Annotated in this window: 22 protein-coding genes and 1 pseudogene; 12 read left to right on the top strand and 11 right to left on the bottom strand. The window is 53.8% G+C overall.

Annotated elements, in window-relative coordinates; genetic code table 11:
- Positions 1-572: pseudogene (locus FDW94_RS00375) on the top strand (glycosyltransferase); the annotation flags it as partial.
- Here FDW94_RS00375 and FDW94_RS00370 read toward each other — a convergent pair.
- From FDW94_RS00370 to gpmM, 3 genes are read right to left on the bottom strand one after another with little or no spacing between them, the layout of a single operon-like run.
- Entirely contained in the window at positions 573-1,508 is a 936-nt protein-coding gene (locus FDW94_RS00370) for a divergent polysaccharide deacetylase family protein (protein WP_003024138.1), read from the bottom strand.
- Positions 1,509-1,511: 3 nt separating this feature from the next.
- Positions 1,512-2,771 carry a murein hydrolase activator EnvC gene (gene envC, locus FDW94_RS00365; RefSeq protein WP_231587333.1) on the bottom strand — a complete coding sequence of 420 codons (1,260 nt, stop codon included), beginning with the start codon at positions 2,769-2,771 and terminating at the stop codon, positions 1,512-1,514.
- 33 nt (positions 2,772-2,804) lie between these two features.
- Positions 2,805-4,349, bottom strand: a complete 1,545-nt coding sequence (gene gpmM, locus FDW94_RS00360) for a 2,3-bisphosphoglycerate-independent phosphoglycerate mutase (RefSeq protein ID WP_137376953.1) — start codon at positions 4,347-4,349, stop codon at positions 2,805-2,807.
- Between the two features lie 248 nt (positions 4,350-4,597).
- Here gpmM and FDW94_RS00355 point away from each other — a divergent pair, with 248 nt between their 5' ends.
- The 5 genes from FDW94_RS00355 to cysE all read left to right on the top strand — a co-directional run bounded on the left by FDW94_RS00355 (position 4,598) and on the right by cysE (position 7,765).
- A complete protein-coding gene (locus FDW94_RS00355; protein ID WP_003024148.1) occupies positions 4,598-5,029 on the top strand; it encodes a rhodanese-like domain-containing protein in 432 nt (143 codons plus the stop codon).
- Positions 5,030-5,081: 52 nt separating this feature from the next.
- Positions 5,082-5,333, top strand: coding sequence for a glutaredoxin 3 (grxC, locus tag FDW94_RS00350; protein WP_003024152.1), 252 nt, complete (start codon positions 5,082-5,084; stop codon positions 5,331-5,333).
- Between the two features lie 46 nt (positions 5,334-5,379).
- Entirely contained in the window at positions 5,380-5,847 is a 468-nt protein-coding gene (secB, locus tag FDW94_RS00345) for a protein-export chaperone SecB (protein ID WP_003024155.1), read from the top strand.
- Positions 5,847-6,866, top strand: coding sequence for an NAD(P)H-dependent glycerol-3-phosphate dehydrogenase (gene gpsA, locus FDW94_RS00340; RefSeq protein WP_008786462.1), 1,020 nt, complete (start codon positions 5,847-5,849; stop codon positions 6,864-6,866). The genes secB and gpsA overlap by 1 nt, the downstream gene beginning before the upstream one ends.
- A 77-nt stretch (positions 6,867-6,943) precedes the next feature.
- On the top strand, positions 6,944-7,765 hold the full coding sequence (gene cysE / locus FDW94_RS00335) for a serine O-acetyltransferase (protein WP_003024160.1): 822 nt from the start codon (positions 6,944-6,946) through the stop codon (positions 7,763-7,765).
- 181 nt (positions 7,766-7,946) lie between these two features.
- On the opposite strand, the gene trmL is transcribed toward cysE, so the two are convergent.
- The 5 genes from trmL to FDW94_RS00310 form a co-directional block, all read right to left on the bottom strand.
- On the bottom strand, positions 7,947-8,420 hold the full coding sequence (gene trmL / locus FDW94_RS00330; RefSeq protein WP_003827329.1) for a tRNA (uridine(34)/cytosine(34)/5-carboxymethylaminomethyluridine(34)-2'-O)-methyltransferase TrmL: 474 nt from the start codon (positions 8,418-8,420) through the stop codon (positions 7,947-7,949).
- A gap of 40 nt (positions 8,421-8,460) precedes the next feature.
- The gene (gene lldD / locus FDW94_RS00325) at positions 8,461-9,651 is read right to left on the bottom strand and encodes an FMN-dependent L-lactate dehydrogenase LldD (protein ID WP_008786460.1); all 1,191 of its coding nucleotides are present in this window, start codon (positions 9,649-9,651) and stop codon (positions 8,461-8,463) included.
- Positions 9,648-10,424, bottom strand: a complete 777-nt coding sequence (gene lldR, locus FDW94_RS00320; protein WP_003024170.1) for a transcriptional regulator LldR — start codon at positions 10,422-10,424, stop codon at positions 9,648-9,650. The genes lldD and lldR overlap by 4 nt, the downstream gene beginning before the upstream one ends.
- Entirely contained in the window at positions 10,421-12,076 is a 1,656-nt protein-coding gene (lldP, locus tag FDW94_RS00315; RefSeq protein WP_003827332.1) for an L-lactate permease, read from the bottom strand. The genes lldR and lldP overlap by 4 nt, the downstream gene beginning before the upstream one ends.
- Before the next feature lie 263 nt (positions 12,077-12,339).
- Entirely contained in the window at positions 12,340-12,702 is a 363-nt protein-coding gene (locus FDW94_RS00310) for a YibL family ribosome-associated protein (RefSeq protein WP_071446115.1), read from the bottom strand.
- Positions 12,703-12,994: 292 nt separating this feature from the next.
- On the opposite strand from FDW94_RS00310, the gene FDW94_RS00305 reads away from it, so the two are divergent.
- On the top strand, positions 12,995-13,201 hold the full coding sequence (locus tag FDW94_RS00305; RefSeq protein WP_032945348.1) for a hypothetical protein: 207 nt from the start codon (positions 12,995-12,997) through the stop codon (positions 13,199-13,201).
- A gap of 12 nt (positions 13,202-13,213) precedes the next feature.
- Here the strand turns inward: FDW94_RS00305 and mtlR are convergent, their stop codons facing one another.
- The 3 genes from mtlR to mtlA all read right to left on the bottom strand — a co-directional run bounded on the left by mtlR (position 13,214) and on the right by mtlA (position 17,096).
- Entirely contained in the window at positions 13,214-13,801 is a 588-nt protein-coding gene (gene mtlR, locus FDW94_RS00300; RefSeq protein ID WP_003024179.1) for a mannitol operon repressor MtlR, read from the bottom strand.
- Positions 13,801-14,949, bottom strand: coding sequence for a mannitol-1-phosphate 5-dehydrogenase (gene mtlD / locus FDW94_RS00295; protein WP_020996057.1), 1,149 nt, complete (start codon positions 14,947-14,949; stop codon positions 13,801-13,803). Before mtlD ends, mtlR begins: the two co-directional genes overlap by 1 nt.
- A 230-nt stretch (positions 14,950-15,179) precedes the next feature.
- Complete coding sequence (gene mtlA / locus FDW94_RS00290) at positions 15,180-17,096, bottom strand: PTS mannitol transporter subunit IICBA (RefSeq protein WP_003827337.1); 1,917 nt, start codon at positions 17,094-17,096, stop codon at positions 15,180-15,182.
- A 531-nt stretch (positions 17,097-17,627) separates the two neighbouring features.
- Between mtlA and FDW94_RS00285 the strand changes: the two genes are divergently transcribed.
- From FDW94_RS00285 to selB, 5 genes are all read left to right on the top strand, one after another.
- Positions 17,628-17,990 carry a DUF3302 domain-containing protein gene (locus FDW94_RS00285; protein ID WP_003827338.1) on the top strand — a complete coding sequence of 121 codons (363 nt, stop codon included), beginning with the start codon at positions 17,628-17,630 and terminating at the stop codon, positions 17,988-17,990.
- A 2-nt stretch (positions 17,991-17,992) separates the two neighbouring features.
- On the top strand, positions 17,993-19,129 hold the full coding sequence (locus tag FDW94_RS00280; RefSeq protein ID WP_003827339.1) for an HlyD family secretion protein: 1,137 nt from the start codon (positions 17,993-17,995) through the stop codon (positions 19,127-19,129).
- 97 nt (positions 19,130-19,226) lie between these two features.
- Positions 19,227-19,835 (top strand): glutathione S-transferase, encoded by a 609-nt coding sequence (locus FDW94_RS00275; RefSeq protein ID WP_008786453.1) that lies wholly within the window; start codon positions 19,227-19,229, stop codon positions 19,833-19,835.
- Between the two features lie 98 nt (positions 19,836-19,933).
- Positions 19,934-21,325, top strand: coding sequence for an L-seryl-tRNA(Sec) selenium transferase (gene selA / locus FDW94_RS00270; protein WP_100271769.1), 1,392 nt, complete (start codon positions 19,934-19,936; stop codon positions 21,323-21,325).
- Positions 21,322-23,166, top strand: a complete 1,845-nt coding sequence (gene selB / locus FDW94_RS00265; protein WP_032945345.1) for a selenocysteine-specific translation elongation factor — start codon at positions 21,322-21,324, stop codon at positions 23,164-23,166. The genes selA and selB overlap by 4 nt, the downstream gene beginning before the upstream one ends.
- Positions 23,167-23,244: the final 78 nt, after the last annotated feature.

Below are 23,244 nucleotides of genomic sequence, written 5' to 3'. Positions count from 1 at the left end.
CGTTAGCCAGCCGCCGTTGGCGGCACGTTGTCTGGATGGGCGTTTATCGTCATCAGACTATCCGCGACGCGGGGCTGACCTTTCTGTCTGGCCTGCACCACCAGGATATTATCTGGACAACGGAGTTTATGTTTAATGCGAAGCGCGCGCGTTACACGGAAGTCCCGCTGTACAAATACTTCCTGCACGGCGCATCTGTTAGCCGTCTGCCGCGCACCGGGCTGAAAAACCTCGCTTACCAGCGCCACTACATCAAAATTACCCGTCTGCTGGATAAGATGAATCACGACTACGCCGGACGCATTCCAATTTACCCGGAATTCAAACAGCAGGTGATTTACGAAGCGCTACGCGTTTGTCATTGCATACGTAAAGAGCCGGACGAGAAAATCCGCCAGCGCATGATTGCTGAAGTATTTGTATCGGGTATGTTCAAGCGTATGGTGAGTAATATCTGCAGCGTTAAGCTGGGTTATCAGGTGCTGTTGTGGGCTATCCGTTTTAGCCAGTGGCGCGATAAATCATTGACGCCGCGCCGCCTGGCCCATTTAACGCTGGATAGTAAAGACTGATTATTGCCAGCCCTGCCACTGCAGGCGCATATACTGCACCAGCGTGCTTTGGGTGATGCTTTCGCCGAGCACGCTGAAGAAGCGGCTGGCGTACACCGGCTCTAACGGCTGTTTCGGTTTGCATAATTTCACCCCGCGGAAAGGATTACGCGGCGCATCAGGCGTACCGTTCTTCGGTGGTGTGAGGTTTGGTCTGGAGGTATCCACCTGTGGTTCATTGAGCAAACTGCTTGGGCGAACCAGCGTGATGTCGGCTGGCAGGCTATACAGCATCTGCTGCAGGACGCGAACCGTAGACGGGTGAGGGTGGCCAATGGCGATTGCGGAACCGTTGCGGCGCGCAAGCTCGACGGCACGATTAAACTGACGGCGAATATCGGCTTCGTTTTGCGTGTCATCCAGGAAGACTTTGCGTTTGATGACCTTCACACCTGTGCCTGACGCTGCGCGCATTGCCTGGCTGTTACCGATGGTCATGCTGTCCAGGAAGTAGAGGTCGTAGCGTTCCAGCGCCTGCATCACCTTCTGCATGCCGAAAAGACTGGAGGTCATCGCGCTGCCCATATGGTTGTTCAGACCGACCGCATTCGGTACTTTGCTTACCGCGTCGCGAATAATCCGCTCAATCTCTTCGCTGCTCATTTCAGGGCGTAACGTGTCTTTCTCTAACGGCTGCTTGCTCAGCGGCGCCATTGGCAGATGGATCAATACTTCATGCCCGCTGTTATGCGCTTTGATTGCCATTTCACGCGCATGTGGGGCGTTAGGCAGAACGGCAACGGAGATGGTAGAAGGCATCGCCAGTACCTGGTTTTCAGTGTGTGGGCGATAGCCGAAATCATCAATGACGATGGCGAGTTTGCCAGCAAATACAGGTGTTGCGAAGGCCAGCAGACTGGCGAGAGAGAGTAGTAGACGACGAAATTGTTGTGGCAAAACTTATCTTCCCAACCACGGCTGTGGATTGACCGCCTGACCCTGGCGACGAATTTCGAAATAGAGTGCCGGCCTGCCCTGACCGCCGCTGCTACCCACAAGTGCTATAGGCTGCCCGGCGCGAACCTGCGTACCGACGCTGACCAGTGCGCTCTGGTTATAACCGTACAGGCTCATATCGCCTTTACCGTGTTCAACGACGACCACCAGGCCATAGCCCTGCAGCCAGTCCGCCAGAATGACACGACCATCGGCAATGGCTTTAACTTCGGTGCCCTCGGATGCACCAATAACCATCCCCTTCCAACGTAGCTCACCCTGCAGCTGTTCGCCATAACGATGTAACGTTGGACCACGAACGGGCCAGAATGCCTGACCGCGTGGCGAGCCCAAACCGCCGGTACGCGACATCAGTGATTTTTCACTTTCGGTCGGTTTATAGGTTGAGCCTTTTCGTGACGCATCCTTCTGCTTATCACGTACGGCCTGCGCCTCGCGTGCTTCACGTTCCGCACGCGCTTTGGCTGCGGCTTCGGCGCGGGCAATGCTGTTGCGCAGACGGGATTCGTTGGCGCGCATTTCGCCCAGTTGCTGTTGACCCTGTTGAATCGATGATTCCAGACTCGAAAGTGTTTTCTGACGTTCGTTACGTGCCTGTTCCAGCTTAGCCTGCTGGGCGCGCTGTTCGTACAGTAGCGTCTGCTGTTCGCTCTGCTTATCTTCCAGCTCGGCTTTTTGCGAGTCGACCTCTTCGCGGGTTTGTTTCAGCTGCGCGATGGTTTCCTGTCGCGCCTGGTTCAGATAGCCGAAATAGGCCTGCAGGCGTTGCCCACGCTGGCTTTCTTCACCGCTAAGAATGAGCTGAATGCCGGTGTGTTCGCCCTGGCGAAAAGCTGCGTCGAGTTGGGCTGCCAGGCTGCGTTCTTGCGCGGCCCGCTGTTTTTCCAGCTTCGCGAGTGCTGCGTTCATCTCTGCGATTTGCGCATTCAGCTGTGCCAGTGAGTTTTGCGTTTCGCGCAACTGCCTTGCGGCAACGGCGATGGCTTGTTCCTGAGCTTTAAGCTGAGCGAGGAGGGTGGCGCGTTGTTGTTGCTGTTGGCGTACCGCGCGTTCTTTTGCCGCGATATCAGCCTGAATAGATTTGAGCTGGTCGCGTTCGTCCGCGTGGGCGGAAAAGGCGCACAGCAATACGCCAGCGCTAAGCGCGCTGGCGTAGAACAAGGGCCTGACTGAAAACTTACGTGGTTTCACGGCCCGAGTGATGGTATTAATCGCCTTTCCCCTCATGGGGAGGGATTATTCCACGATGAACAGCGGCTTACCAGTCATCTCTTGCGGGATTTCCATACCCATCAGCGTCAGCATCGTCGGGGCGATATCAGAAAGTTTGCCGCCTTCGACTGCTTTAACGTTCTTACCACCGACATAAATCAGCGGAACGGGCAGGTTGGTGTGCGCAGTGTGCGCCTGACCGGTGGACGGATCGCGCATCTGCTCTGCGTTACCGTGGTCCGCGGTGATCAGCAACTGGCCGCCAACGGATTCAACCGCTTTCGCGACCTGTTCAACGCAGTGATCCAGCGCTTCAACAGCTTTAACTGCTGCTTCCATCACTCCGGTATGACCAACCATGTCGCCGTTCGGGTAGTTACAAATGATGGTGTCGTATTTTCCGCTCTCAATCGCCGCAACCAGTTTTTCGGTCAGCTCAGCAGAGCTCATCTCCGGCTGCAGATCGTAGGTCGCAACTTTCGGCGAGTTGATCAGGATGCGGTCTTCGCCTTTGAACGGCTCTTCTACGCCGCCGTTGAAGAAGAAGGTCACGTGCGCATATTTTTCGGTTTCGGAAATACGCAACTGCGTTTTGTCGTGCTTCGCCATCCACTCTCCAAGGGTGTTAGCCAGAGATGCTGGTGGGTAAGCAACCGCAGTTTTGATGTCGGCCGCGTATTCGGTCAGCATCACAAAGTTGAGGTTAACGACTTTCTTACGGGCGAAGCCGTTGAAGTCAGCGTTAACAAACGCACGAGTGATTTCACGCGCACGGTCAGCACGGAAGTTCATGAAAATCAGCGTATCGCCGTCTTCCATGGCGGCTTCAGCCTGGCCTTCAGCACGGATCACGGTCGCTTTCACGAATTCGTCGTTTTCGTCGCGGGCATAAGCAGCCTGCAGGCCTTCAACCGCCGTAGCGAACTGGAACTCGCCTTTGGCCAACGTCATCAGGTCATAAGCCTGTTCAACGCGATCCCAACGGTTGTCGCGGTCCATCGCGTAGTAACGACCGATGATGGACGCTACGCGGCCTTTGCCCAGTGCGGCAAATTTCTCTTCGAATTTCTGCAGTGAATGTTCAGCGCTGCGCGGCGGGGTATCGCGGCCATCAAGGAAAGCGTGCAGATAGATTTTTTCCGCGCCGCGTTCAGCAGCCATTTCTACCATCGCCATGATGTGATCTTCGTGGCTGTGAACACCGCCCGCAGAGAGCAGACCCATGATGTGAACCGCTTTGCCACTATTTTTTGCCTGGTCGACCGCATTGGTCAGCACCGGGTTAGCGAAGAAAGTACGCTCTTTAATTTCTACATCCAGACGGGTCAGGTCCTGATACACGATGCGGCCCGCGCCCAGGTTGACGTGACCGACTTCGGAGTTGCCCATCTGGCGATCGGGCAGGCCAACTTCCAGGCCAGACGCATCAATCAGGGTATGCGGACGTTTTGCCCACAGGGCATCCATTACCGGGGTTTTGGCATTAAAGATGGCGTTATCCTGGCTGTCTTCGCGATAGCCATAGCCATCCAGAATCACCAGTACCATAGGTTTTTTAGAAACCGACATTGCGACAACCTCACACTTAATAGATAAAAATAATTGCGTAATTTTACTACAGCTGAATCGATAAAGTAGCCCCGGAAGATCAAATAATCGACCAGAGCGCGCCGCAGAGGGCGTGGTTTTAGGTTTTTTTTTCCGTAGCGCCCCGCAAAAATGCAATCCAATGCACGCTCTGGCTGTATTTGCGTCAACGCGCAGGTATACTCCTTTCCTGGTTTTTTTAATCACTGAGTCGGGAGTTGTTACCCCCCATGCAAGAAATTATGCAATTTGTTAGTCGCCACCCTGTATTGAGTATCGCCTGGATTGCGTTACTGGCGGCTGTATTATTTACCACGTTTAAGAGCCTGACTTCCAAAGTGAAGGTGATTACGCGCGGAGAAGCCACACGTCTCATCAATAAAGAAGACGCCGTTGTCGTGGATTTACGTCAGCGCGACGACTTCCGCAAAGGTCATATCGCTGGCTCCACGAACCTGCTGCCGAGCGAAATCAAAGCCAACAACTTTGGCGAACTGGAAAAACACAAAAACAAACCTGTTATTGTGGTTGATGGCTCAGGCATGCAATGCCAGGATTCAGCAACTGCGCTGATCAAAGCCGGTTTTGAGCAGGTGTCTGTACTGAAAGATGGCGTAGCGGGCTGGAGTGGTGAGAATCTGCCACTGGTTCGCGGCAAGTAATTTACCCGTCTTCTTTCATGCCGCAGGGTAAAAAGAACACTGGAGATAAGTCATGGCCAATATTGAGATCTATACCAAAGCAACCTGCCCGTTTTGCCATCGCGCAAAGGCGCTGTTAAACAGCAAGGGTGTGAGTTTCCAGGAGCTTCCGATTGACGGTGATGCCGTGAAGCGTGAAGAAATGATCAAGCGCAGTGGCCGTACTACGGTTCCGCAGATTTTTATTGATGCACAGCACATTGGTGGTTGTGACGACTTGTATGCGTTGGATGCGCGTGGTGGACTGGATCCGCTGCTGCGTTAAGGCGTACCGAAGTATTTAAAGGACAACACTAAAGGGTTTTCTCAACATGTCAGAACAAAATAACACTGAAATGGCTTTCCAGATCCAACGTATTTATACCAAGGATGTGTCTTTCGAAGCGCCAAATGCACCGCATGTTTTCCAGAAAGATTGGCAGCCAGAGGTTAAACTGGATCTTGATACCGCATCTACCCAACTGGCAGATGACGTGTATGAAGTAGTGCTGCGTGTCACCGTAACGGCTTCCCTGGGTGAAGAAACTGCGTTCCTGTGCGAAGTTCAGCAGGGCGGTATTTTCTCCATCAGTGGTATCGAAGGGACTCAGATGGCGCATTGCCTGGGCGCATACTGCCCGAACATTCTGTTCCCGTATGCCCGCGAATGCATCACCAGCCTGGTTTCACGCGGTACGTTCCCGCAACTGAACCTTGCGCCGGTCAACTTTGATGCGCTGTTCATGAACTATTTACAGCAGCAGGCTGGCGAAGGTACTGAAGAACATCAGGATGCCTGATGAACCAAAGTAATGCTTCAATGACTGTGATTGGTGCCGGCTCGTACGGCACCGCTCTTGCCATCACCCTGGCAAGAAATGGCCATCAGGTTGTCCTGTGGGGCCATGATCCTAAACATATCGCGACTCTCGAGCACGATCGCTGCAACGTCGCGTTCCTTCCTGATGTGCCTTTTCCCGACACGCTGCGCCTGGAAAGTGATTTAGCCACTGCACTGGCCGCCAGTCGTAATATTCTGGTGGTGGTGCCGAGCCACGTCTTTGGCGAAGTGCTGCGTAACATCAAACCATTGATGCGTCCTGACGCACGACTGGTCTGGGCGACAAAAGGTCTGGAAGCGGAAACAGGGCGTCTGCTGCAGGACGTCGCGCGTGAAGCGCTGGGGGACTCAATTCCACTGGCGGTTATTTCCGGCCCGACGTTCGCCAAAGAGCTGGCTGCGGGCATGCCGACGGCGATTTCTCTGGCCTCGACGGACGACACTTTTGCTGACGATCTCCAGCAGTTGCTGCACTGCGGCAAAAGCTTCCGCGTTTATAGCAACCCGGATTTCATTGGCGTGCAGCTTGGCGGCGCGGTGAAAAACGTCATTGCCATTGGTGCGGGGATGTCTGACGGCATCGGTTTTGGCGCGAATGCACGAACCGCATTGATCACCCGTGGGCTGACCGAAATGTCTCGTCTTGGTGCGGCGCTGGGGGCCGATCCTGCCACCTTTATGGGGATGGCGGGTTTAGGCGATCTGGTGCTGACCTGTACCGACAACCAGTCGCGCAACCGTCGATTTGGCATGATGCTCGGCCAGGGGATGGACGTGCAGGGTGCGCAGGACAAGATTGGCCAAGTGGTTGAAGGCTATCGCAATACGAAAGAAGTTCGTGAATTGGCGCACCGTTTTGGTGTTGAGATGCCAATAACCGAGGAAATTTATCAAGTATTGTATTGCGGAAAAAACGCGCGCGAGGCAGCATTAACGTTATTAGGCCGTGCGCGCAAGGACGAGCTGAGTCGCCACTAGCTGTAAGGAACTGTTGAATATAACGACCCGATCCGCGAAGAACGGATCGGTCGTTTTGCTACCTTCTGGAGTACGCAATGCCGTGTGAAGAACTGGATATCGTCTGGAAAAACATTAAAGCGGAAGCCCGGGCACTGGCGGAATGTGAGCCAATGCTGGCCAGTTTTTACCACGCAACGCTGCTCAAGCATGAAAATCTCGGCAGTGCGCTAAGCTATATGCTGGCGAATAAACTCGCTTCTCCAATCATGCCCGCCATTGCGATTCGCGAAGTCGTAGAAGAGGCCTACGCGGCCGATCCTGAAATGATTGCCTCAGCGGCCTGCGATATTCAGGCAGTACGCACGCGTGACCCGGCTGTAGATAAATATTCCACCCCACTGCTGTATCTGAAGGGCTTTCATGCGCTTCAGGCCTACCGTATCGGTCACTGGCTGTGGCATCAGGGGCGTCAGGCGCTGGCGATCTTCCTGCAAAATCAGGTGTCCGTTACCTTCCAGGTAGACATTCACCCGGCGGCAAAAATTGGCCGTGGGATTATGCTCGATCACGCCACCGGCATTGTGGTCGGTGAAACCGCGGTGATTGAAAACGACGTCTCTATTCTGCAATCCGTCACGCTGGGCGGGACCGGTAAAGCCGGCGGTGACCGCCACCCGAAAATTCGTGAAGGCGTGATGATCGGCGCGGGAGCAAAAATTCTCGGCAACATTGAAGTCGGACGCGGCGCGAAGATTGGCGCAGGTTCGGTCGTGCTACAGCCCGTACCGCCGCATACCACCGCCGCAGGCGTACCGGCGCGCATCGTCGGTAAGCCAGACAGCGATAAACCGTCTATGGATATGGATCAGCATTTCAACGGGATACATCATACGTTCGAATACGGCGATGGCATCTGATTTCGAGCTATCTTACTTGTCATCTTGAACCCGGGCTGTGCTCGCCATCCTCACGTACTACGTGTACGCGCAGGTCGGCAAGCGCAGTCCGTGTCCAACCTGACTGCGCCGATAACGCTCGAAAAATAACGGTAAATTCTTTCGTAGGTCGGATAGGGCGTCAGCCGCCATCCGACAAAAATCAACTACGCAATACTGCGCCGGGATAACCTAACTGGCGCCAGGCCTCATACACCACCACCGACACCGCATTCGACAGGTTCATGCTGCGACTGTCCGGCATCATCGGAATACGAATTTTTTGTTCGGCAGGCAGCGCGTCGAGGATGCTGGCTGGCAGACCGCGAGTTTCCGGGCCAAACATCAGATAATCCCCATCCTGATAGCTTACCGCGCTATGCGCTGGCGTACCTTTGGTGGTCAGGGCAAACAGACGTTGCGGATTTTCTGCGGCGACGAAGGCGGCGTAATCAGGGTGGCGTAGCACAGCGGTAAATTCATGGTAATCCAGCCCCGCGCGACGCAGGCGCTTGTCGTCCCAGGTAAAGCCCATTGGCTCAATAATATGCAGACGAAAGCCGGTGTTGGCGCAAAGACGGATAATATTGCCGGTATTTGGCGGGATTTCTGGTTCGAATAAAACGATGTTTAGCATGCTGCCCCCTTAAGTACGGGGCAGCATAGCAAATTAACGTTTACGCCGCATTTCCACGTTTGGGCTGCATCGGGTAGTCAGCCACCTGTTTGCCCAGTTCCTGTACCAGCGAATCACGGCTGATTTCGCTAATCGATTTCGCCCCGGTAAGGGTCATTGCCACCTTCATCTCTTTCTCGATCAGATTCAGCAGATTCGCCACCCCGGCCTGACCGTGGGTGGCCAGCGCGTACAGATAAGCACGTCCCAGCAGAACACTATCCGCGCCCAGCGCAATCATACGTACGACGTCCAGACCGTTGCGGATCCCACTGTCTGCCAGAATGGTGATATCGCCTTTTACTGCATCGGCAATAGCGGGTAACGCGCGAGCTGAAGACAGCACGCCGTCTAACTGGCGACCACCGTGGTTAGAGACAACGATGCCGTCCGCACCAAAGCGTACGGCGTCTCGGGCATCTTCGGGATCGAGGATCCCTTTGATCACCATCGGACCATCCCAAAATTCGCGGATCCACTCGAGGTCTTTCCAGGAAATCGACGGATCGAAATTATTCGCCAGCCAGCCGATGTAATCCTCAAGACCGGTAGGTTTACCAAGATAAGTCGAGATATTGCCTAAATCATGTGGGCGACCGTTCAGGCCAACGTCCCATGCCCACTGTGGATGGGTGACTGCCTGCCAGTAGCGGCGTAGTGCGGCATTTGGGCCGCTCATCCCGGAATGGGCGTCACGGTAGCGTGCACCCGGTGTTGGCATATCGACGGTAAAGACCAGCGTGGAGCAACCTGCCGCTTTGGCGCGCTCCAGCGCGTTGCGCATAAAGCCACGATCGCGCAGAACATATAGCTGAAACCACATCGGACGTTTGATGGTTGGGGCGACTTCTTCAATCGGACATACGGATACCGTGGAAAGCGTAAATGGAATGCCTTTGGCATCAGCGGCGGCGGCGGCCTGAACTTCGCCCCGGCGCGCGTACATGCCGCACAGACCGACAGGTGCAAGGGCCACCGGCATGGAGAGCGTTTCGTTGAACAGCTTTGTCTCCAGGCTCAGGTCGGACATATTCTTCAGCACGCGCTGGCGAAGTGCCACTTCAGACAGGTCTGCCACATTACGGCGCAGAGTGTGCTCTGCATACGCCCCACCGTCTATATAGTGGAACAAGAAGGGGGGTAGGATGCGCTGGGCTGCGGCGCGATAGTCGCTGGCTGCTGAAATAATCATGTGTTGTTCTCCCTGCTATTCTCACCAGGGTCACCGGGCAGGCGGGTGATACGCGCCTGGCGGGCCTGATCTTCATCAAATCGTTTAATCGTGGTGTGGACAAAACTGAGGTGCGCCATCATTGCTTTACGCGCTCCGTCGGCATCTCCGGCAACAATCGCATCCAGGACGGCCTGATGCTGCGCCGTCAGTTGCGAAAATACGGGCGGCACAAGGTACATACGCTGACGGCTCTGTTTCACCGAAGACTGTAATACGTCGAAGAAACCGCGCATGGTCTGTAACAGCACCACGTTGTGCGAGGCCTCCGCAATGGCGAGATGAAAGCGAACGTCTGCCTGCGAGGCGAGATCTGGATCTTCGCTTTGTGTGGCCTCGAAACAGAGTCTGATCTTCTCTTTGTCGGCAGCAGTGGCACGCATAGCTGCATGCCAGGCGGTGCTGGCTTCGATGGCGTGGCGGGCTTCCAGAATATCGAAACTGTAATCAGGGTCGTCTGCCAGCAGAGTTTTCAGCGGCTGAACGATGTTTTGTTCAGACCATGCCTCATGCTGCCAGCGGATAAACGTCCCGCCGCCACGACGGCTAATCAACACGCCTTCGCTCACCAGTTTCGCCAGCGCCTCGCGCAGCGAGTTGCGCGATACGCCGAGCTGTACGGCCAGTTGGCGTTCAGCGGGCAACTTCATGCCCGCCTCCAGCTGTTGTTCTTCAATCAGCGCCCGCACACGAGATGCGACTTCGTCTGACAGGCGTCTGGGCATCACTATCATGGAATCATCCAGGTTAAGACATAGGCCTGCAGCGTGGTAATCACACCCACCATGCAGGTGAAAATCAGACTGTGCTTCACGGTAAAGCGGAACAGATCAGACTCTTTCCCCACTAATCCCACTGCCGCACAGGCGATAGCGATAGATTGTGGAGAGATCATCTTGCCGGTCACGCCGCCGGTGGTATTTGCGGCCACCATCAGCACATCAGAAACGCCGATTTGCTGAGCGGCCGTGGCCTGCAGGGCGGCGAACAATGCGTTTGATGAGGTGTCGGACCCGGTCAGGAATACCCCCAGCCAGCCAAGGAACGGCGAGAAGAAGGTAAATGCGCTGCCGGTATGTGCCAGGGCCAGTGCCAGGGTGGATGAAAGCCCGGAGTAGTTAGAGATAAACGCGAACGCCAGCACCATCCCGATGGAGTAGATAGGCAGCGCCAGATCTTTCAGCGTGCTACCAAAGGTCTGCAGCGCAGCAGATGGCTTCATCTTCAGCCAGACGATAGACAGCAGGGCGGCAAACAGAATCGCAGTACCGGTCGCGGAGAACCAGTCAAATTTGTACACCGCCGCGTAGGCTGTGGCTTCGTGTACGACCGGCGGCATACGGGCAACCAGCTTGTCGAGGAACGGAACCGGAATGTTGACCACCCAGTGGTACATCGCGCCGCCTGGCGCAAACAGCGCTTTAAACGGCGGTATGCTCCACAGTGTGACGGTAGCTGTCAGGAACAGGAACGGTGACCAGGCGCGTACCACCTGCCCAGCGGTGTAGCGGGTGCGCGACAGATCCATATCGACCTGCGAAGCGCCCATATCGCCAAAACGGAAGATACGTACCGGCTGCCAGCGTTTCAGGAACAGCGTCAGACACACCAGTGAGACCAGAGAAGAGATGATGTCCGGCAGTTCCGGCCCGATAAAGTTAGAGCTGAGGTACTGTGCGATAGCAAACGAGCCGCCAGCGACCATCACCGCAGGCCAGGTTTCTTTGACACCACGCCAGCCATCCATAATCGCCATAATCCAGAACAGCACGATAATGGTCAGGAACGGCAGCTGACGACCTACCATCTGGCCAATCTCGAAGCTGTCCAGTCCGGTAACCTGACCGGCGACCAGAATCGGAATGCCCATTGCGCCAAAAGCGACCGGCGCGGTATTTACGATCAGGCACAAACCTGCCGCATACAGCGGGTTAAAGCCAAGACCAACCAGCAGTGCGGCGGTAATCGCTACCGGAGCGCCAAAGCCTGCCGCTCCTTCGAGGAATGCCCCAAAGGAGAAACCAACAATCAGCATTTGCAGACGCTGGTCTGGGGTAATCGAGAGTATCGATGATCGGATAATGTCGAACTGCCCGGTCTTCACCGAGATTTTATAGACGAATACCGCGGCGATAATGATCCAGGCAATTGGCCACAGACCGTAGAAGAAACCATACACTACGGATGCCAGTGCGTGATCGACCGGCATTTTGTAAAACAGCAGGGCGACCGATAAAGCGATCACCACCGTCCATGACGCCGCAACATAGCCTTTCAGCTTGAGCTTAATCAGGGCGAAGAAAAAGAACAGGATAGGGAGCGATGCGATCAGACTGGAAAGCCAGATGTTACCGGCCGGGTCGTAGTTCTGTTGCCAGAGATTCATTGCAGGTCTCCTGGGGGCCGCTGACATAATGGAATGAGTCTTTGCTCAAATCTTCGTCACATTATGTGTAAAAGTGGCCCTGCCAATATTGTTGTGTAGGGGTAATGACAATGAATGGTTAATCAAATGTTATTTATTGGCAACGATATTGTACGCACATTTTAATGAAATGTGAGGTGCTGGTAGGATCTGGCTAAAATTGGTAGGGCCAATTGAGGGGGGGAAATGAAGGACCGGGCAAGCGGATGTTGCCCGGTGGGAGATTAGAACTCGTTCTTCGCAAAGCCAGTCATCTCTTTCAGGCCCATTTCACGGCCAAGCTCGGTCATCGGGTGGACGACGATCAGGCCGCGCACGCTTTTCTTCAGTTTGCCCATGTCAGCCTGCTCTTTTTTGGTGATGGCCCGACGGAACGGAAGTTTTGTCAGCTTTTGCGCTTCTTTACTCAGCTTCTGGCCGTGAACTTCACGCAGGCGTGCGATCTCGGCTTCCAGAGTTTCTTTCTCTTTTTCCAGCTCGGCGTATTTGTCGGCGGCTTCAACCAGGGACAGGTCTGCCTGCTGGTGGCGAATAGCGTCCAGACGATCGCTCAGGCGTTTAATTTCGTTTTTTTCGACTTCTTTCATAGGATAGCTTCTGATAAAAATAGGATGAATATCCTATAGTATGCGCGCAGAGCGGGATTATTCACAACTGCTCGAAGATAAATAATCAAATACCGTAAGTATTAATTAGCTAATGATAATGTTACTGCATTGATTAACAAGGGATTTTAAGCGATAAGATCGGCCGTGGTGCTTTTTATTGGCGTGTTCGTGGTGAAGCACGTTTTCCTCAATATAAACACCCAACTGATCCTAAACTTAAATGATCAACCGCACAGGCTGAGCGCGGTTAATACATGGAGGAGGGAAGATTATGGCGAAAATAGGTGAGAACGTTTCAATCCTGATTGATAAAACTGTCGATTTTATGGCTTCAAGCCAGGCTTTTCGCGAATATTTGAATAAAACACCGCCGCGCAACGTTGTCCCTTCAGAAATACCGCAGGAAAACGCGCAGCTGTATCTGCAACGTCTGGCGTACTATCGGCAGCTGTATCGACCGCAGCAGGAAGAGAAATAAGCAAGCATCGTCTTATTTTTGAAAGGCTTTTTTTAAGCTGATTTTAGAAATCAGCTCGGTCAGGGAAAGGACCATGGTGGATCGTACCATCTGCTGGTAACGCTGGATCTGCATGGCATGCAAACCAGAGTCTGAGGTATCAAACTGGGGTGGCGGCGGGAGTGCCGTCACGCAGTGAAGTTCACCAAACGGTCCAAGAATTTCGTCGTCGGTGAATGCGTATTCGTTGCCGTCGTGATTCAGCTCCTCCCGCAGCGCCATCAGCAGCTCAGCATCTTCGTACTCCGGGCGACTGAGTACGCCCAGGCCGTAGATTAACTTCAGACGAACGGAAAGATCGCCCAACGGACCATCGCCGTCGAGCAGCGGTTCTACGGCGTATTTCACCGCATAGTCGTCTTTGCGAAATACCTGAAGCACAAGGATATTCACCGCCTCGGTGAGCAGTTCTACGGCGGTGATGAGGAAGCTGCGTACGGTTTTGCCAGCATTCAGACGCTCAAGCACACGATTTTCAAAGGCCTGCGTTTGTTCCATTATTGCCTGCATATCTGACAATCTATTATTCAGGCGCAGGATATCCTGCGCCAGGTCCTGCATCATTTCTTTGCGTTATACGCGTTAACAGCCTCAAGCACGACATCACTATTGGCATCCAGCCCGGAAACTTGCGCCAGCGCGGCCTGTGGGCCTTTTTCGTCAATCAGCGCGGCCAGTTCCTGTGCCTGCGGATCTTCTTCGCTGCGATAGTGCATCGCTGCCGCAATACCGGTAACCAGATTCGCATGCGGCAAACCATATTCCAGCGTACCCAGCAGCGGTTTAATCAGGCGGTCGCCTGCGCTCAGCTTACGCAGCGGCTGACGACCCACTCGCTCAACGTCATCTTTCAGGTACGGGTTTTCAAAACGACCGAGGATTTTCTGAATGTATGCCGCATGTTTTGCTGCATCAAAGCCATAGCGTTTGATCAGTACCGCGCCGCTCTCTTCCATCGCACCTTTTACCACTGCGCGGATTTTCTCGTCGAGAATCGCGTCACGGATGGTCTGATGACCGGTCAATTTTCCGAGGTACGCGGTTATAGCATGCCCGGTGTTCAGCGTGAAGAGTTTACGTTCGACAAATGCCATCAGGTTATCAGTTAATTCCATTCCTGGGATATTTGGCAGTTCACCTTTGAACTGTGTTTTGTCGACAATCCACTCACTGAAGGTTTCGACGGTAACTTCCAGCGGATCGTTGGTTGCTGAAGCTGAAGGCGGAACAATGCGGTCCACGGCAGAATCGACAAAGCCAACATGTTCTTCAACCCAGGCTTTATCTTCATCTGCTAACGCGTTCATTACATGGCCTTTCAACTGGGTCGTTCCGCGCACCATGTTTTCACAAGCGATGATATTTAGTGGAGTAGCGATGCCCTGCGCCTTGCGTTTAACCAGTCCTTTGGCGATGGCTGGAGCGATACGCTCAAGTACAACCGGACCGACGGCGGTAGTGACTAAATCTACGTGGGCAATCAGTTCAACAACATCATCGCCGATGCTGCTTACAGCGTTGACGCCGGAGACGGTATCAACCTGCTCATTTTCACCCACGACATGAACCTGATAGCTATGACGGGCATTCAGGGCATCGAGCACGACCTGATTTACATCCGCGAACGTCAGCTGTATCCCCGCGTCCGCCAGCAGTTTGCCGATAAAGCCACGACCGATATTACCTGCGCCAAAATGTAATGCTTTCATAGTATTAACCTTCATTAATGTTTTTACCCAAGAGGGCTGGGGTGAGGGACTGCATTGATTTCCCCTCAACCTAACCCTCTCCACAAGGGAGAGGATATCGCCTTCATATTTCGAACTGCAGATGCGTTGGCTCTCCTCGCTCACCCCAGTCACGTACTTATGTACGCTCCTGGGGATTCACTGCGTTGCCGCCTTCCTGCAGCTCGAACTATTTTGGGGATACTTAACTGTTAAGCTTTTTTACCTGCCAGCAGTTCCAGAACTTCATCCACGCTGGTGGTATGGGCCAGACGTTCGATCACGGATTCATCATCCAGAGCGTTGGTCAGGCTGGTAATCACCTGGATGTGCTCGTTGTTACGCGCTGCGATACCAATAACCAGACGGGCAATATCGTCTTCTTCTTCACCGAAGCGAACGCCTTCCGGGTACTGGCAGAACACCACACCGGTTTTCAGCACGCGGTCTTTGGCTTCAACCGTACCGTGCGGTACTGCGATGGACTCACCCAGGTAAGTCGGGGTCAGTTTTTCGCGGTCCAGCATCGCCTCGACGTATTCTGGCTCAACGTAACCGCCTTTCACCAGTTGCTCACCAGCAAAGCGAATCGCTTCTTCTTTGTTAGCCGCTTTACGGCCAAGGAAGATGTTCTCCGCACCCAGTTTGAACAGGTGGGTATCACCCTCTTCAAAGCTGTCTTTCAGGTGGTCGCGAACTTTCTCCTCGTTCACGTTGTGGCGCTGCGCAGCGACCAGACGTTCGGTCAGGTTGGAGTACAGACCGCTGTCGAGGAAGTTGGTCAGCGAAATGTGCTGTGCCTGAGGCACCTGGCGCATCGCGCGTTCGGTCAGGTCACGGTGGGTAATGACCAGATCCACATCCGGCGGCAGATTGTTAATCGCGCTGTTAGTGACGGAAATCTGAGACAGCCCTGCATCCTGCACTTTCTTACGCAGTACGCCCGCACCCATGGCGCTGGAACCCATACCGGCATCGCAGGCAACGATGATTTTACGCACATGGCTCAGGTCGTTGGTGACGTCGCCAGCCGCCAGCGGAGATGCGCCTTTGGATTCCGCTTTCATGTCGTGCATACGACGGGTTGCGGCATCAATGTCATCATCTTCTTTCACTTTGCTGGTTTTCAGCAGAATGGCTGAGACCACAAAGGAAACTGCCATAGCCGCACAGATAGCAGCGATGTTAGCGAAGTAAGCTCCCTTAGGTGTCATTGCCAGCACGGCCAGGATAGAACCCGGAGACGCCGGAGAAACCAGACCGCCGTTCAGGATAGTCAGGGTAAATACGCCAGTCATACCGCCGAGAATAACGGCCAGGATCAGGCGCGGGTTCATCAGCACGTACGGGAAGTAAATTTCGTGGATACCACCCAGGAAGTGGATGATAGCCGCGCCGCCTGCAGACTGCTTAGCGCTGCCGCGACCGAAGAACATGTACGCCAGCAGGACGCCCATACCCGGACCCGGGTTTGCTTCAATCAGGAAGAAGATGGATTTGCCCATCTCATGGGACTGCTGAATACCCAGCGGTGAGAAAATACCGTGGTTAATGGCGTTGTTGAGGAATAGGATTTTCGCCGGTTCAACGAAAATCGATGCCAGTGGCAGCATGTCATGGACAACCATGAAGTTAACGCCTGCCGCCAGAATTTTGGACAGTGCTTCAACCAATGGACCAATGCCAAGGAATGCCAGAATGGCGAGGATCATACCGATGATGCCAGCGGAGAAGTTATTCACCAGCATCTCAAAACCGGATTTGATCTTACCGTCTACCCAGTTGTCGAAGTGTTTGATCGCCCAGCCGCCCAGTGGACCTGCAATCATCGCGCCGAGGAACATTGGCATGTCCGCACCGACGATAACGCCCATGGTGGTGATTGCACCAACTACGCCGCCACGCTCGCCGCCAACCAGTTTACCACCGGTATAACCGATCAGTAGCGGCAGCAGATAGGTGATCATCGGGCCGACCAGCTTCGCCAGCGTTTCGTTCGGCAACCACCCTGTCGGAATGAATAATGCGGTGATAATACCCCACGCGATAAACGCGCCGATATTTGGCATCACCATGTTGCTGAGGAATCGACCAAAGCTTTGCACCTTGATCTTAATATCGGATGACATAAAAACACCCCTTCTTATGTTTGCTATCACGCAGGCTGAAAGCCCGAGGTTTGTTAATGTAGCGGCAGGAGGTAGCCGGACCCTGTAGATACTGCGAAATCTGGCACTGAATCGTTCAACTGTCCAGTCGACGGCCTTTTATGTGACATTCGTCACGTAAATATAGGGTGTATGGCGTTAGTTAATGTGATTTTCATCACAAAATAACGGTACAGAAAAACATCGCAGTGCAATAATTCGCTGAAAATGAGGATTAAATGTGAAGTGATTCACATTTTTGCTTTCCTTGTTTGTTGGATTTTTGTGATGTGAATCGCAAAGTATTTTCATCTGAAATTTATCAGATGTGATCTGCGGCAGGTTCTACCCCCGACATTTTTTATTGCAAAACAAAGCAACTTCTCACCAGAAAAAATATTTATTTTGTGGTATGGCAAAAACCCTTAACTCCAGTTATGTTCAAAACATCAGCCAGGGTGCATACGGCTGCCGGCATAAAAAAACTCTAATTAGCGTGAATTCGAGGCAGGTATGTTTCTAAATTATTTCGCGTTGGGCGTGCTGATCTTCGTTTTTCTGGTTCTGTTTTACGGAATCATCGCCATTCACGATATTCCCTATAACATGGCTAAAAAACGTAACCATCCCCATGCCGATGCCATCCATACTGCAGGATGGGTGAGCTTGTTCACTCTTCATGTTATTTGGCCGTTCCTGTGGATCTGGGCCACGCTCTACCAGCCTGAAAAGGGATGGGGAATGCAGTCACATATCACACCGACCGGAAAGGAGTCAGACCCTGAGATTGCCGCGCTGGCAGCGCGAATCACCCAGTTGGAAAAAAGACTGGATGGGGAGAAAAAAACCGATAACTCCACCTTTCCGGAGATTTAATCATGGATTTGTTGATAGTCCTGACCTATGTGGCCTTTGCCTGGGCCATCTTTAAAATATTCCGTATTCCGGTAAACCAATGGACGCTTGCTACCGCTGCATTAGGTGGGGTGTTCATTGTTGCGGGATTGATTTTATTAATGAACTATAACCACCCATATACCTTTACGGCGCAAAAAGCGGTTATTTCAATTCCGGTCACTCCGCAAGTCACAGGAATTGTTAGTGAGGTAACGGATAAAAATAATCAGCTAATTAAAAAAGGCGATGTGCTGTTTAAGCTCGATCCGGTACGGTATCAGGCGCGTGTCGACAGGCTGCAGGCTGATCTGGTTACCGCTACGCACAACATCGACAACCTGAAAGCACAGTTGTCGGAAGCGGTCGCCAATACCACCCGTGTATCTGCTGAACGTGACCGTCTGTATAAAGATTATCAACGCTATTTGAAAGGCAGCCAGGCGAAGGTTAACCCGTTCTCTGAAAGCGATATCGATAACGCCCGGCAAAACTATCTGGCACAGGATGCGCTGGTCAAAGGCTCGGTTGCAGAACAGACGCAGATTCAGAGCCAATTAGACAGTATGGTCAACGGTGAGCAATCTCAGGTTGCGTCCCTACGTGCCCAGCTTGCCGAGGCTAAATACAATCTTGAACAGACGGTAGTTCGTGCCCCCAGCAACGGTTATGCCACGCAGATTTTAATTCGTCCGGGGACTTACGCAGCAGCATTACCTTTGCGTCCGGTAATGGTGTTTATTCCTGAGCAAAAACGGCAAATCGTGGCGCAATTCCGCCAGAACTCGCTGCTGCGCCTTAAACCGGGCGATGAAGCGGAAGTGGTGTTTAATGCGCTGCCTGGCCAGGTTTTCACCGGCAAGCTGACCAGTATTCTTCCGGTCGTTCCGGGCGGTTCTTATCAGGCGCAGGGCGCATTACAGTCCTTAACGGTGGTGCCGGGTACCGATGGCGTGCTGGCCACGATTGAGCTGGATCCGAATGCCGATGTGGATGCGCTGCCGGACGGTATCTATGCTCAGGTTGCAGTCTATTCCGACCATTTCGCCCACGTGTCGGTAATGCGTAAAGTACTGCTGCGCATGACCAGTTGGATGCATTACCTTTATTTGGATCATTGAGACTGCCATCACCTGCCATTTTCAGTGACCTGAGCCATACTAAGCGGTGTCCCACTATCGTTGGGCACCGCTTTTTTGTTGGCAAAAAGGACCCGGCATGAAACTCATTGGCAGCTATACCAGCCCTTTTGTGCGTAAAATTTCTATTCTGTTACTGGAAAAGGGCATCACCTTCGAATTTGTGAATGAACTCCCCTATAACGCGGATAGCGGCGTGGCGCGCTATAACCCGTTAGGTAAAGTACCCGCGTTGGTCACCGATGCGGGCGAGTATTGGTTTGATTCTCCTATCATTGCGGAATATATAGAGCTACTGGATATTGCACCAGCCATGCTGCCGCGTGATCCGCTGGCTGCGCTGAAGGTACGCCAGTTGGAAGCGTTGGCAGACGGCATTATGGATGCCGGTTTAGTTTCGGTGCGCGAACAGGCTCGCCCTGCCGCGCAGCAGTCAGAAACTGAATTATTACGTCAGCGTGAGAAGATCACCCGTAGTCTGGATGTGCTGGAAGGCTATCTGGCGGATGGTACGCTGAAAACGGATACGGTTAACCTGGCAACCATTGCGATTGCCTGCGCCGTCGGTTATCTCAATTTCCGTCGGGTTGCGCCCGGTTGGTGTGTTGATCGCCCCCGTCTGGTCAAACTGGTGGAAACGCTCTTTCAACGCGAGAGTTTTGCCCGTACAGAACCGCCAAAGGCTTGATGCGTATTATGTCCGCCTGAGCAAAGTCACGGTACAATCCTTCCTATATCGATATCCCTCTCCACGGTGGAGAGGGCCACCAACAGCCAGGCCCTTTCATGACAACCGACATGCGTTCACTCTACAGCCAGCTTCCTGCTATCGATCGTTTATTGCGCGATAGCGCCTTCCCAGCCTTACGTGAATCTCACGGCCATACCCGGGTGGTTGACCTGCTGCGTCACATGCTCGACGAAGCCAGAGAAGCTATTCGCGACACGCACGCGCTCCCGGAATGGTGTGAGGACTGGGCGCAAGAAGCCAGCGCCCGGCTGGAACGAGAATCGCAAAGCGCGCTACGCCCGGTGATTAACCTGACCGGAACGGTGCTGCATACCAACCTTGGGCGCGCGTCGCAGGCCGAAGAAGCAATTGAAGCGGTGGTACAGGCGATGCGCACGCCGGTGACGCTGGAATATAGTCTGGATGATGCCGGGCGGGGACATCGGGATCGGGCCCTGGCGGATTTACTCTGCCGTCTGACGGGGGCGGAAGACGCCTGTATCGTCAATAACAATGCGGCAGCTGTTCTACTGATGCTGGCCGCCACGGCGAACGGCAAAGAGGTGGTTGTTTCTCGCGGCGAGCTGGTGGAAATTGGCGGCGCGTTTCGTATTCCGGACGTCATGTGTCAGGCCGGATGCATTTTGCGTGAGGTGGGGACCACCAACCGGACCCATGCGAAAGATTACCGCCAGGCGGTGAATGAAAACACCGGTCTGCTGATGAAAGTGCATACCAGTAATTACAGCATTGAAGGCTTCACAAAGTCGGTGGATGAGGCGGAGCTGGCCGTAATTGGGCAGGAACTGGATGTACCGGTGGTGGCGGATCTGGGCAGTGGTTCGCTGGTCGATCTCAGCCAGTATGGTTTGCCGCAGGAGCCGATGCCGCAGCAACTGATTGCCGCTGGCGTCAGTCTGGTGAGTTTCTCCGGCGATAAACTGCTGGGCGGGCCGCAGGCTGGGATAATTGTCGGTAAAAAAGAGATGATCGCTCGTTTGCAGAGCCATCCGCTGAAACGCGCATTACGGGCAGATAAAATGACACTGGCTGCGCTGGAAGCGACGCTACGGCTCTATCTGCACCCGGAAGCACTGGCGGAGAAGTTGCCGACGTTGCGCCAGCTCACCCGCTCACAAGAAGCGATCCACGCGCAGGCACAGCAATTACAGGCACAGCTTGCAGAGCATTACGGTGATGAGTTCGCCCTGAATGTGATGCCTTGCCTGTCGCAGATTGGCAGCGGCTCACTACCTGTTGATAGGCTGCCCAGCGCGGCGCTAACCTTTACCCCACATGACGGGCGCGGGAGCCGCCTTGAAGCGTTGGCAGCCCGTTGGCGTACGCTGCCCGTGCCGGTTATTGGGCGAATTTATGATGGCCGCTTATGGCTGGATCTGCGCTGCCTTGAAGACGAGACCCGGTTTATGGAGATGATGCTGAAATGATTATTGCAACCGCCGGACACGTTGACCACGGAAAAACAACGTTATTACAGGCGATTACCGGTGTGAATGCCGACCGTCTGCCGGAAGAAAAAAAGCGCGGCATGACCATCGATCTCGGCTATGCCTACTGGCCGCAGCCGGATGGGCGGGTGCTGGGGTTTATCGACGTTCCTGGACACGAAAAGTTTCTGTCCAACATGTTGGCGGGGGTCGGCGGCATCGATCACGCGTTACTGGTGGTGGCGTGTGATGATGGCGTAATGGCGCAAACCCGTGAGCATTTGCAAATTCTGCAGCTGACGGGCAATCCGCAGATCACCGTGGCACTCACGAAAGCCGACCGCGTAGACGAAGCAAGAATTGAAGAGGTGCGTGCGGAGATTCAGGCCACGCTGGGGAATTATGGTTTCGCGGAGTCGGTGCTTTTCGTCACTGCGGCCAGTGAAGGCCGTGGCATCGAGGAACTGCGTGACCATTTGTTGCAATTAACGTCGCGCGAGCATGCCCGCGATCACAGCTTCCGCCTGGCGATTGACCGTGCCTTTACGGTCAAAGGCGCAGGGCTGGTAGTGACCGGGACGGCGCTCAGCGGTGAAGTGAATGTCGGTGACACGCTGTGGCTCACGGGCGTCAACAAACCGATGCGCGTACGTAGCCTGCATGCACAAAATCAGGCCACCGACCGCGCGCAAGCGGGACAACGTATTGCGCTGAATATTGCCGGCGATGCGCAAAAAGAAGAACTAAACCGCGGCGACTGGCTGCTTTCCGATGCGCCGCCAGAGGCTTTTACCCGCGTGATTGTTTCTTTAGAACATGCTGCGCCGCTGATGCAGTGGCAACCGTTGCATATTCACCACGCGGCCAGCCATGTCACCGGGCGCATCTCTCTGCTTGAAGGAACGCTGGCGGAACTGGTGTTTGATACACCACTCTGGCTTGCTGATAACGACCGTCTGGTGCTGCGTGATATTTCTGCCCGCACAACGCTGGCAGGTGCACGTGTTGTGACGCTTAATCCGCCGCGACGCGGAAAGCGTAAGCCGGAATATTTACAGTGGCTGTCGGCGCTGGAAAACGCGGAGACTGACGGTGACGCTCTGGCGCTGCACCTGGCGCGTGGGGCGGTGAATATTCCTGACTTTGCCTGGGCGCGTCAGCTCAATGGCAACGGTATGCGTCCGTTGATTGAGCAACATGGATTTATTCAGGCGGGATACAGCCTGTTGAATGCCCCCGTTGCCGCGCGCTGGCAGCGGAAAGTTCTCGATACGCTGGCGACCTACCATGAGCAGCACCGTGATGAACCAGGGCCCGGGCGCGAGCGCCTGCGCCGTATGGCTTTGCCGATGGAAGACGAAGCGCTGGTATTGCTGCTAATTGAAAAGATGCGCGAGAGTGGCGCTATTCATAGCCATCATGGCTGGTTGCATTTGCCGGAACATAAGGCGGGTTTCAGCGATGAGCAGTTGGCAATCTGGCAAAAAGTAGAACCACTTTTTGGCGATGAGCCGTGGTGGGTGCGCGATTTGGCAAAACAGACGGGAACGGATGAACAGATGATGCGTGTGGCGTTACGACAAGCGGCACAGCAAGGCATCATTACCGCGATCGTGAAAGATCGTTATTACCGTAACGATCGGATTGTGGCCTTTGCCAATATGATCCGCGAACTGGATCAGGAAAGGGGATCGACATGTGCCGCCGATTTTCGCGACAGGCTTAACGTTGGGCGCAAATTGGCTATCCAAATTCTGGAATATTTTGACCGCATTGGTTTTACTCGCCGTCGGGGAAATGATCATTTATTACGCGATGCCTTGCTGTTCCCTGAAAAATAATGAAACAATTAATTCATGGATTAAATGAATTAATACAAAATAGATGTTGATTGAAATAAGCACATTAGATTATGAACC

This window comes from Citrobacter sp. wls757 (genome assembly GCF_005280935.1).
Taxonomy (GTDB): Bacteria; Pseudomonadota; Gammaproteobacteria; order Enterobacterales; family Enterobacteriaceae; genus Citrobacter; species Citrobacter portucalensis.
The sequence above is the reverse complement of the archived record's forward strand: the minus strand, read 5'-3'. Positions and strand labels throughout refer to the sequence as shown.

Bases quoted from the DNA above. Each gene is read 5' to 3' on its own strand.
- gpmM (WP_137376953.1), bottom strand. From the start codon at position 4,349: ATGTCGGTTTCTAAAAAACCTATGGTACTGGTGATTCTGGATGGCTAT.
- FDW94_RS00355 (WP_003024148.1), top strand. From the start codon at position 4,598: ATGCAAGAAATTATGCAATTTGTTAGTCGCCACCCTGTATTGAGTATC.
- grxC (WP_003024152.1), top strand. From the start codon at position 5,082: ATGGCCAATATTGAGATCTATACCAAAGCAACCTGCCCGTTTTGCCAT.
- secB (WP_003024155.1), top strand. From the start codon at position 5,380: ATGTCAGAACAAAATAACACTGAAATGGCTTTCCAGATCCAACGTATT.
- gpsA (WP_008786462.1), top strand. From the start codon at position 5,847: ATGAACCAAAGTAATGCTTCAATGACTGTGATTGGTGCCGGCTCGTAC.
- cysE (WP_003024160.1), top strand. From the start codon at position 6,944: ATGCCGTGTGAAGAACTGGATATCGTCTGGAAAAACATTAAAGCGGAA.
- trmL (WP_003827329.1), bottom strand. From the start codon at position 8,420: ATGCTAAACATCGTTTTATTCGAACCAGAAATCCCGCCAAATACCGGC.
- lldD (WP_008786460.1), bottom strand. From the start codon at position 9,651: ATGATTATTTCAGCAGCCAGCGACTATCGCGCCGCAGCCCAGCGCATC.
- lldR (WP_003024170.1), bottom strand. From the start codon at position 10,424: ATGATAGTGATGCCCAGACGCCTGTCAGACGAAGTCGCATCTCGTGTG.
- lldP (WP_003827332.1), bottom strand. From the start codon at position 12,076: ATGAATCTCTGGCAACAGAACTACGACCCGGCCGGTAACATCTGGCTT.
- FDW94_RS00310 (WP_071446115.1), bottom strand. From the start codon at position 12,702: ATGAAAGAAGTCGAAAAAAACGAAATTAAACGCCTGAGCGATCGTCTG.
- FDW94_RS00305 (WP_032945348.1), top strand. From the start codon at position 12,995: ATGGCGAAAATAGGTGAGAACGTTTCAATCCTGATTGATAAAACTGTC.
- mtlR (WP_003024179.1), bottom strand. From the start codon at position 13,801: ATGCAGGACCTGGCGCAGGATATCCTGCGCCTGAATAATAGATTGTCA.
- mtlD (WP_020996057.1), bottom strand. From the start codon at position 14,949: ATGAAAGCATTACATTTTGGCGCAGGTAATATCGGTCGTGGCTTTATC.
- mtlA (WP_003827337.1), bottom strand. From the start codon at position 17,096: ATGTCATCCGATATTAAGATCAAGGTGCAAAGCTTTGGTCGATTCCTC.
- FDW94_RS00285 (WP_003827338.1), top strand. From the start codon at position 17,628: ATGTTTCTAAATTATTTCGCGTTGGGCGTGCTGATCTTCGTTTTTCTG.
- FDW94_RS00280 (WP_003827339.1), top strand. From the start codon at position 17,993: ATGGATTTGTTGATAGTCCTGACCTATGTGGCCTTTGCCTGGGCCATC.
- FDW94_RS00275 (WP_008786453.1), top strand. From the start codon at position 19,227: ATGAAACTCATTGGCAGCTATACCAGCCCTTTTGTGCGTAAAATTTCT.
- selA (WP_100271769.1), top strand. From the start codon at position 19,934: ATGACAACCGACATGCGTTCACTCTACAGCCAGCTTCCTGCTATCGAT.
- selB (WP_032945345.1), top strand. From the start codon at position 21,322: ATGATTATTGCAACCGCCGGACACGTTGACCACGGAAAAACAACGTTA.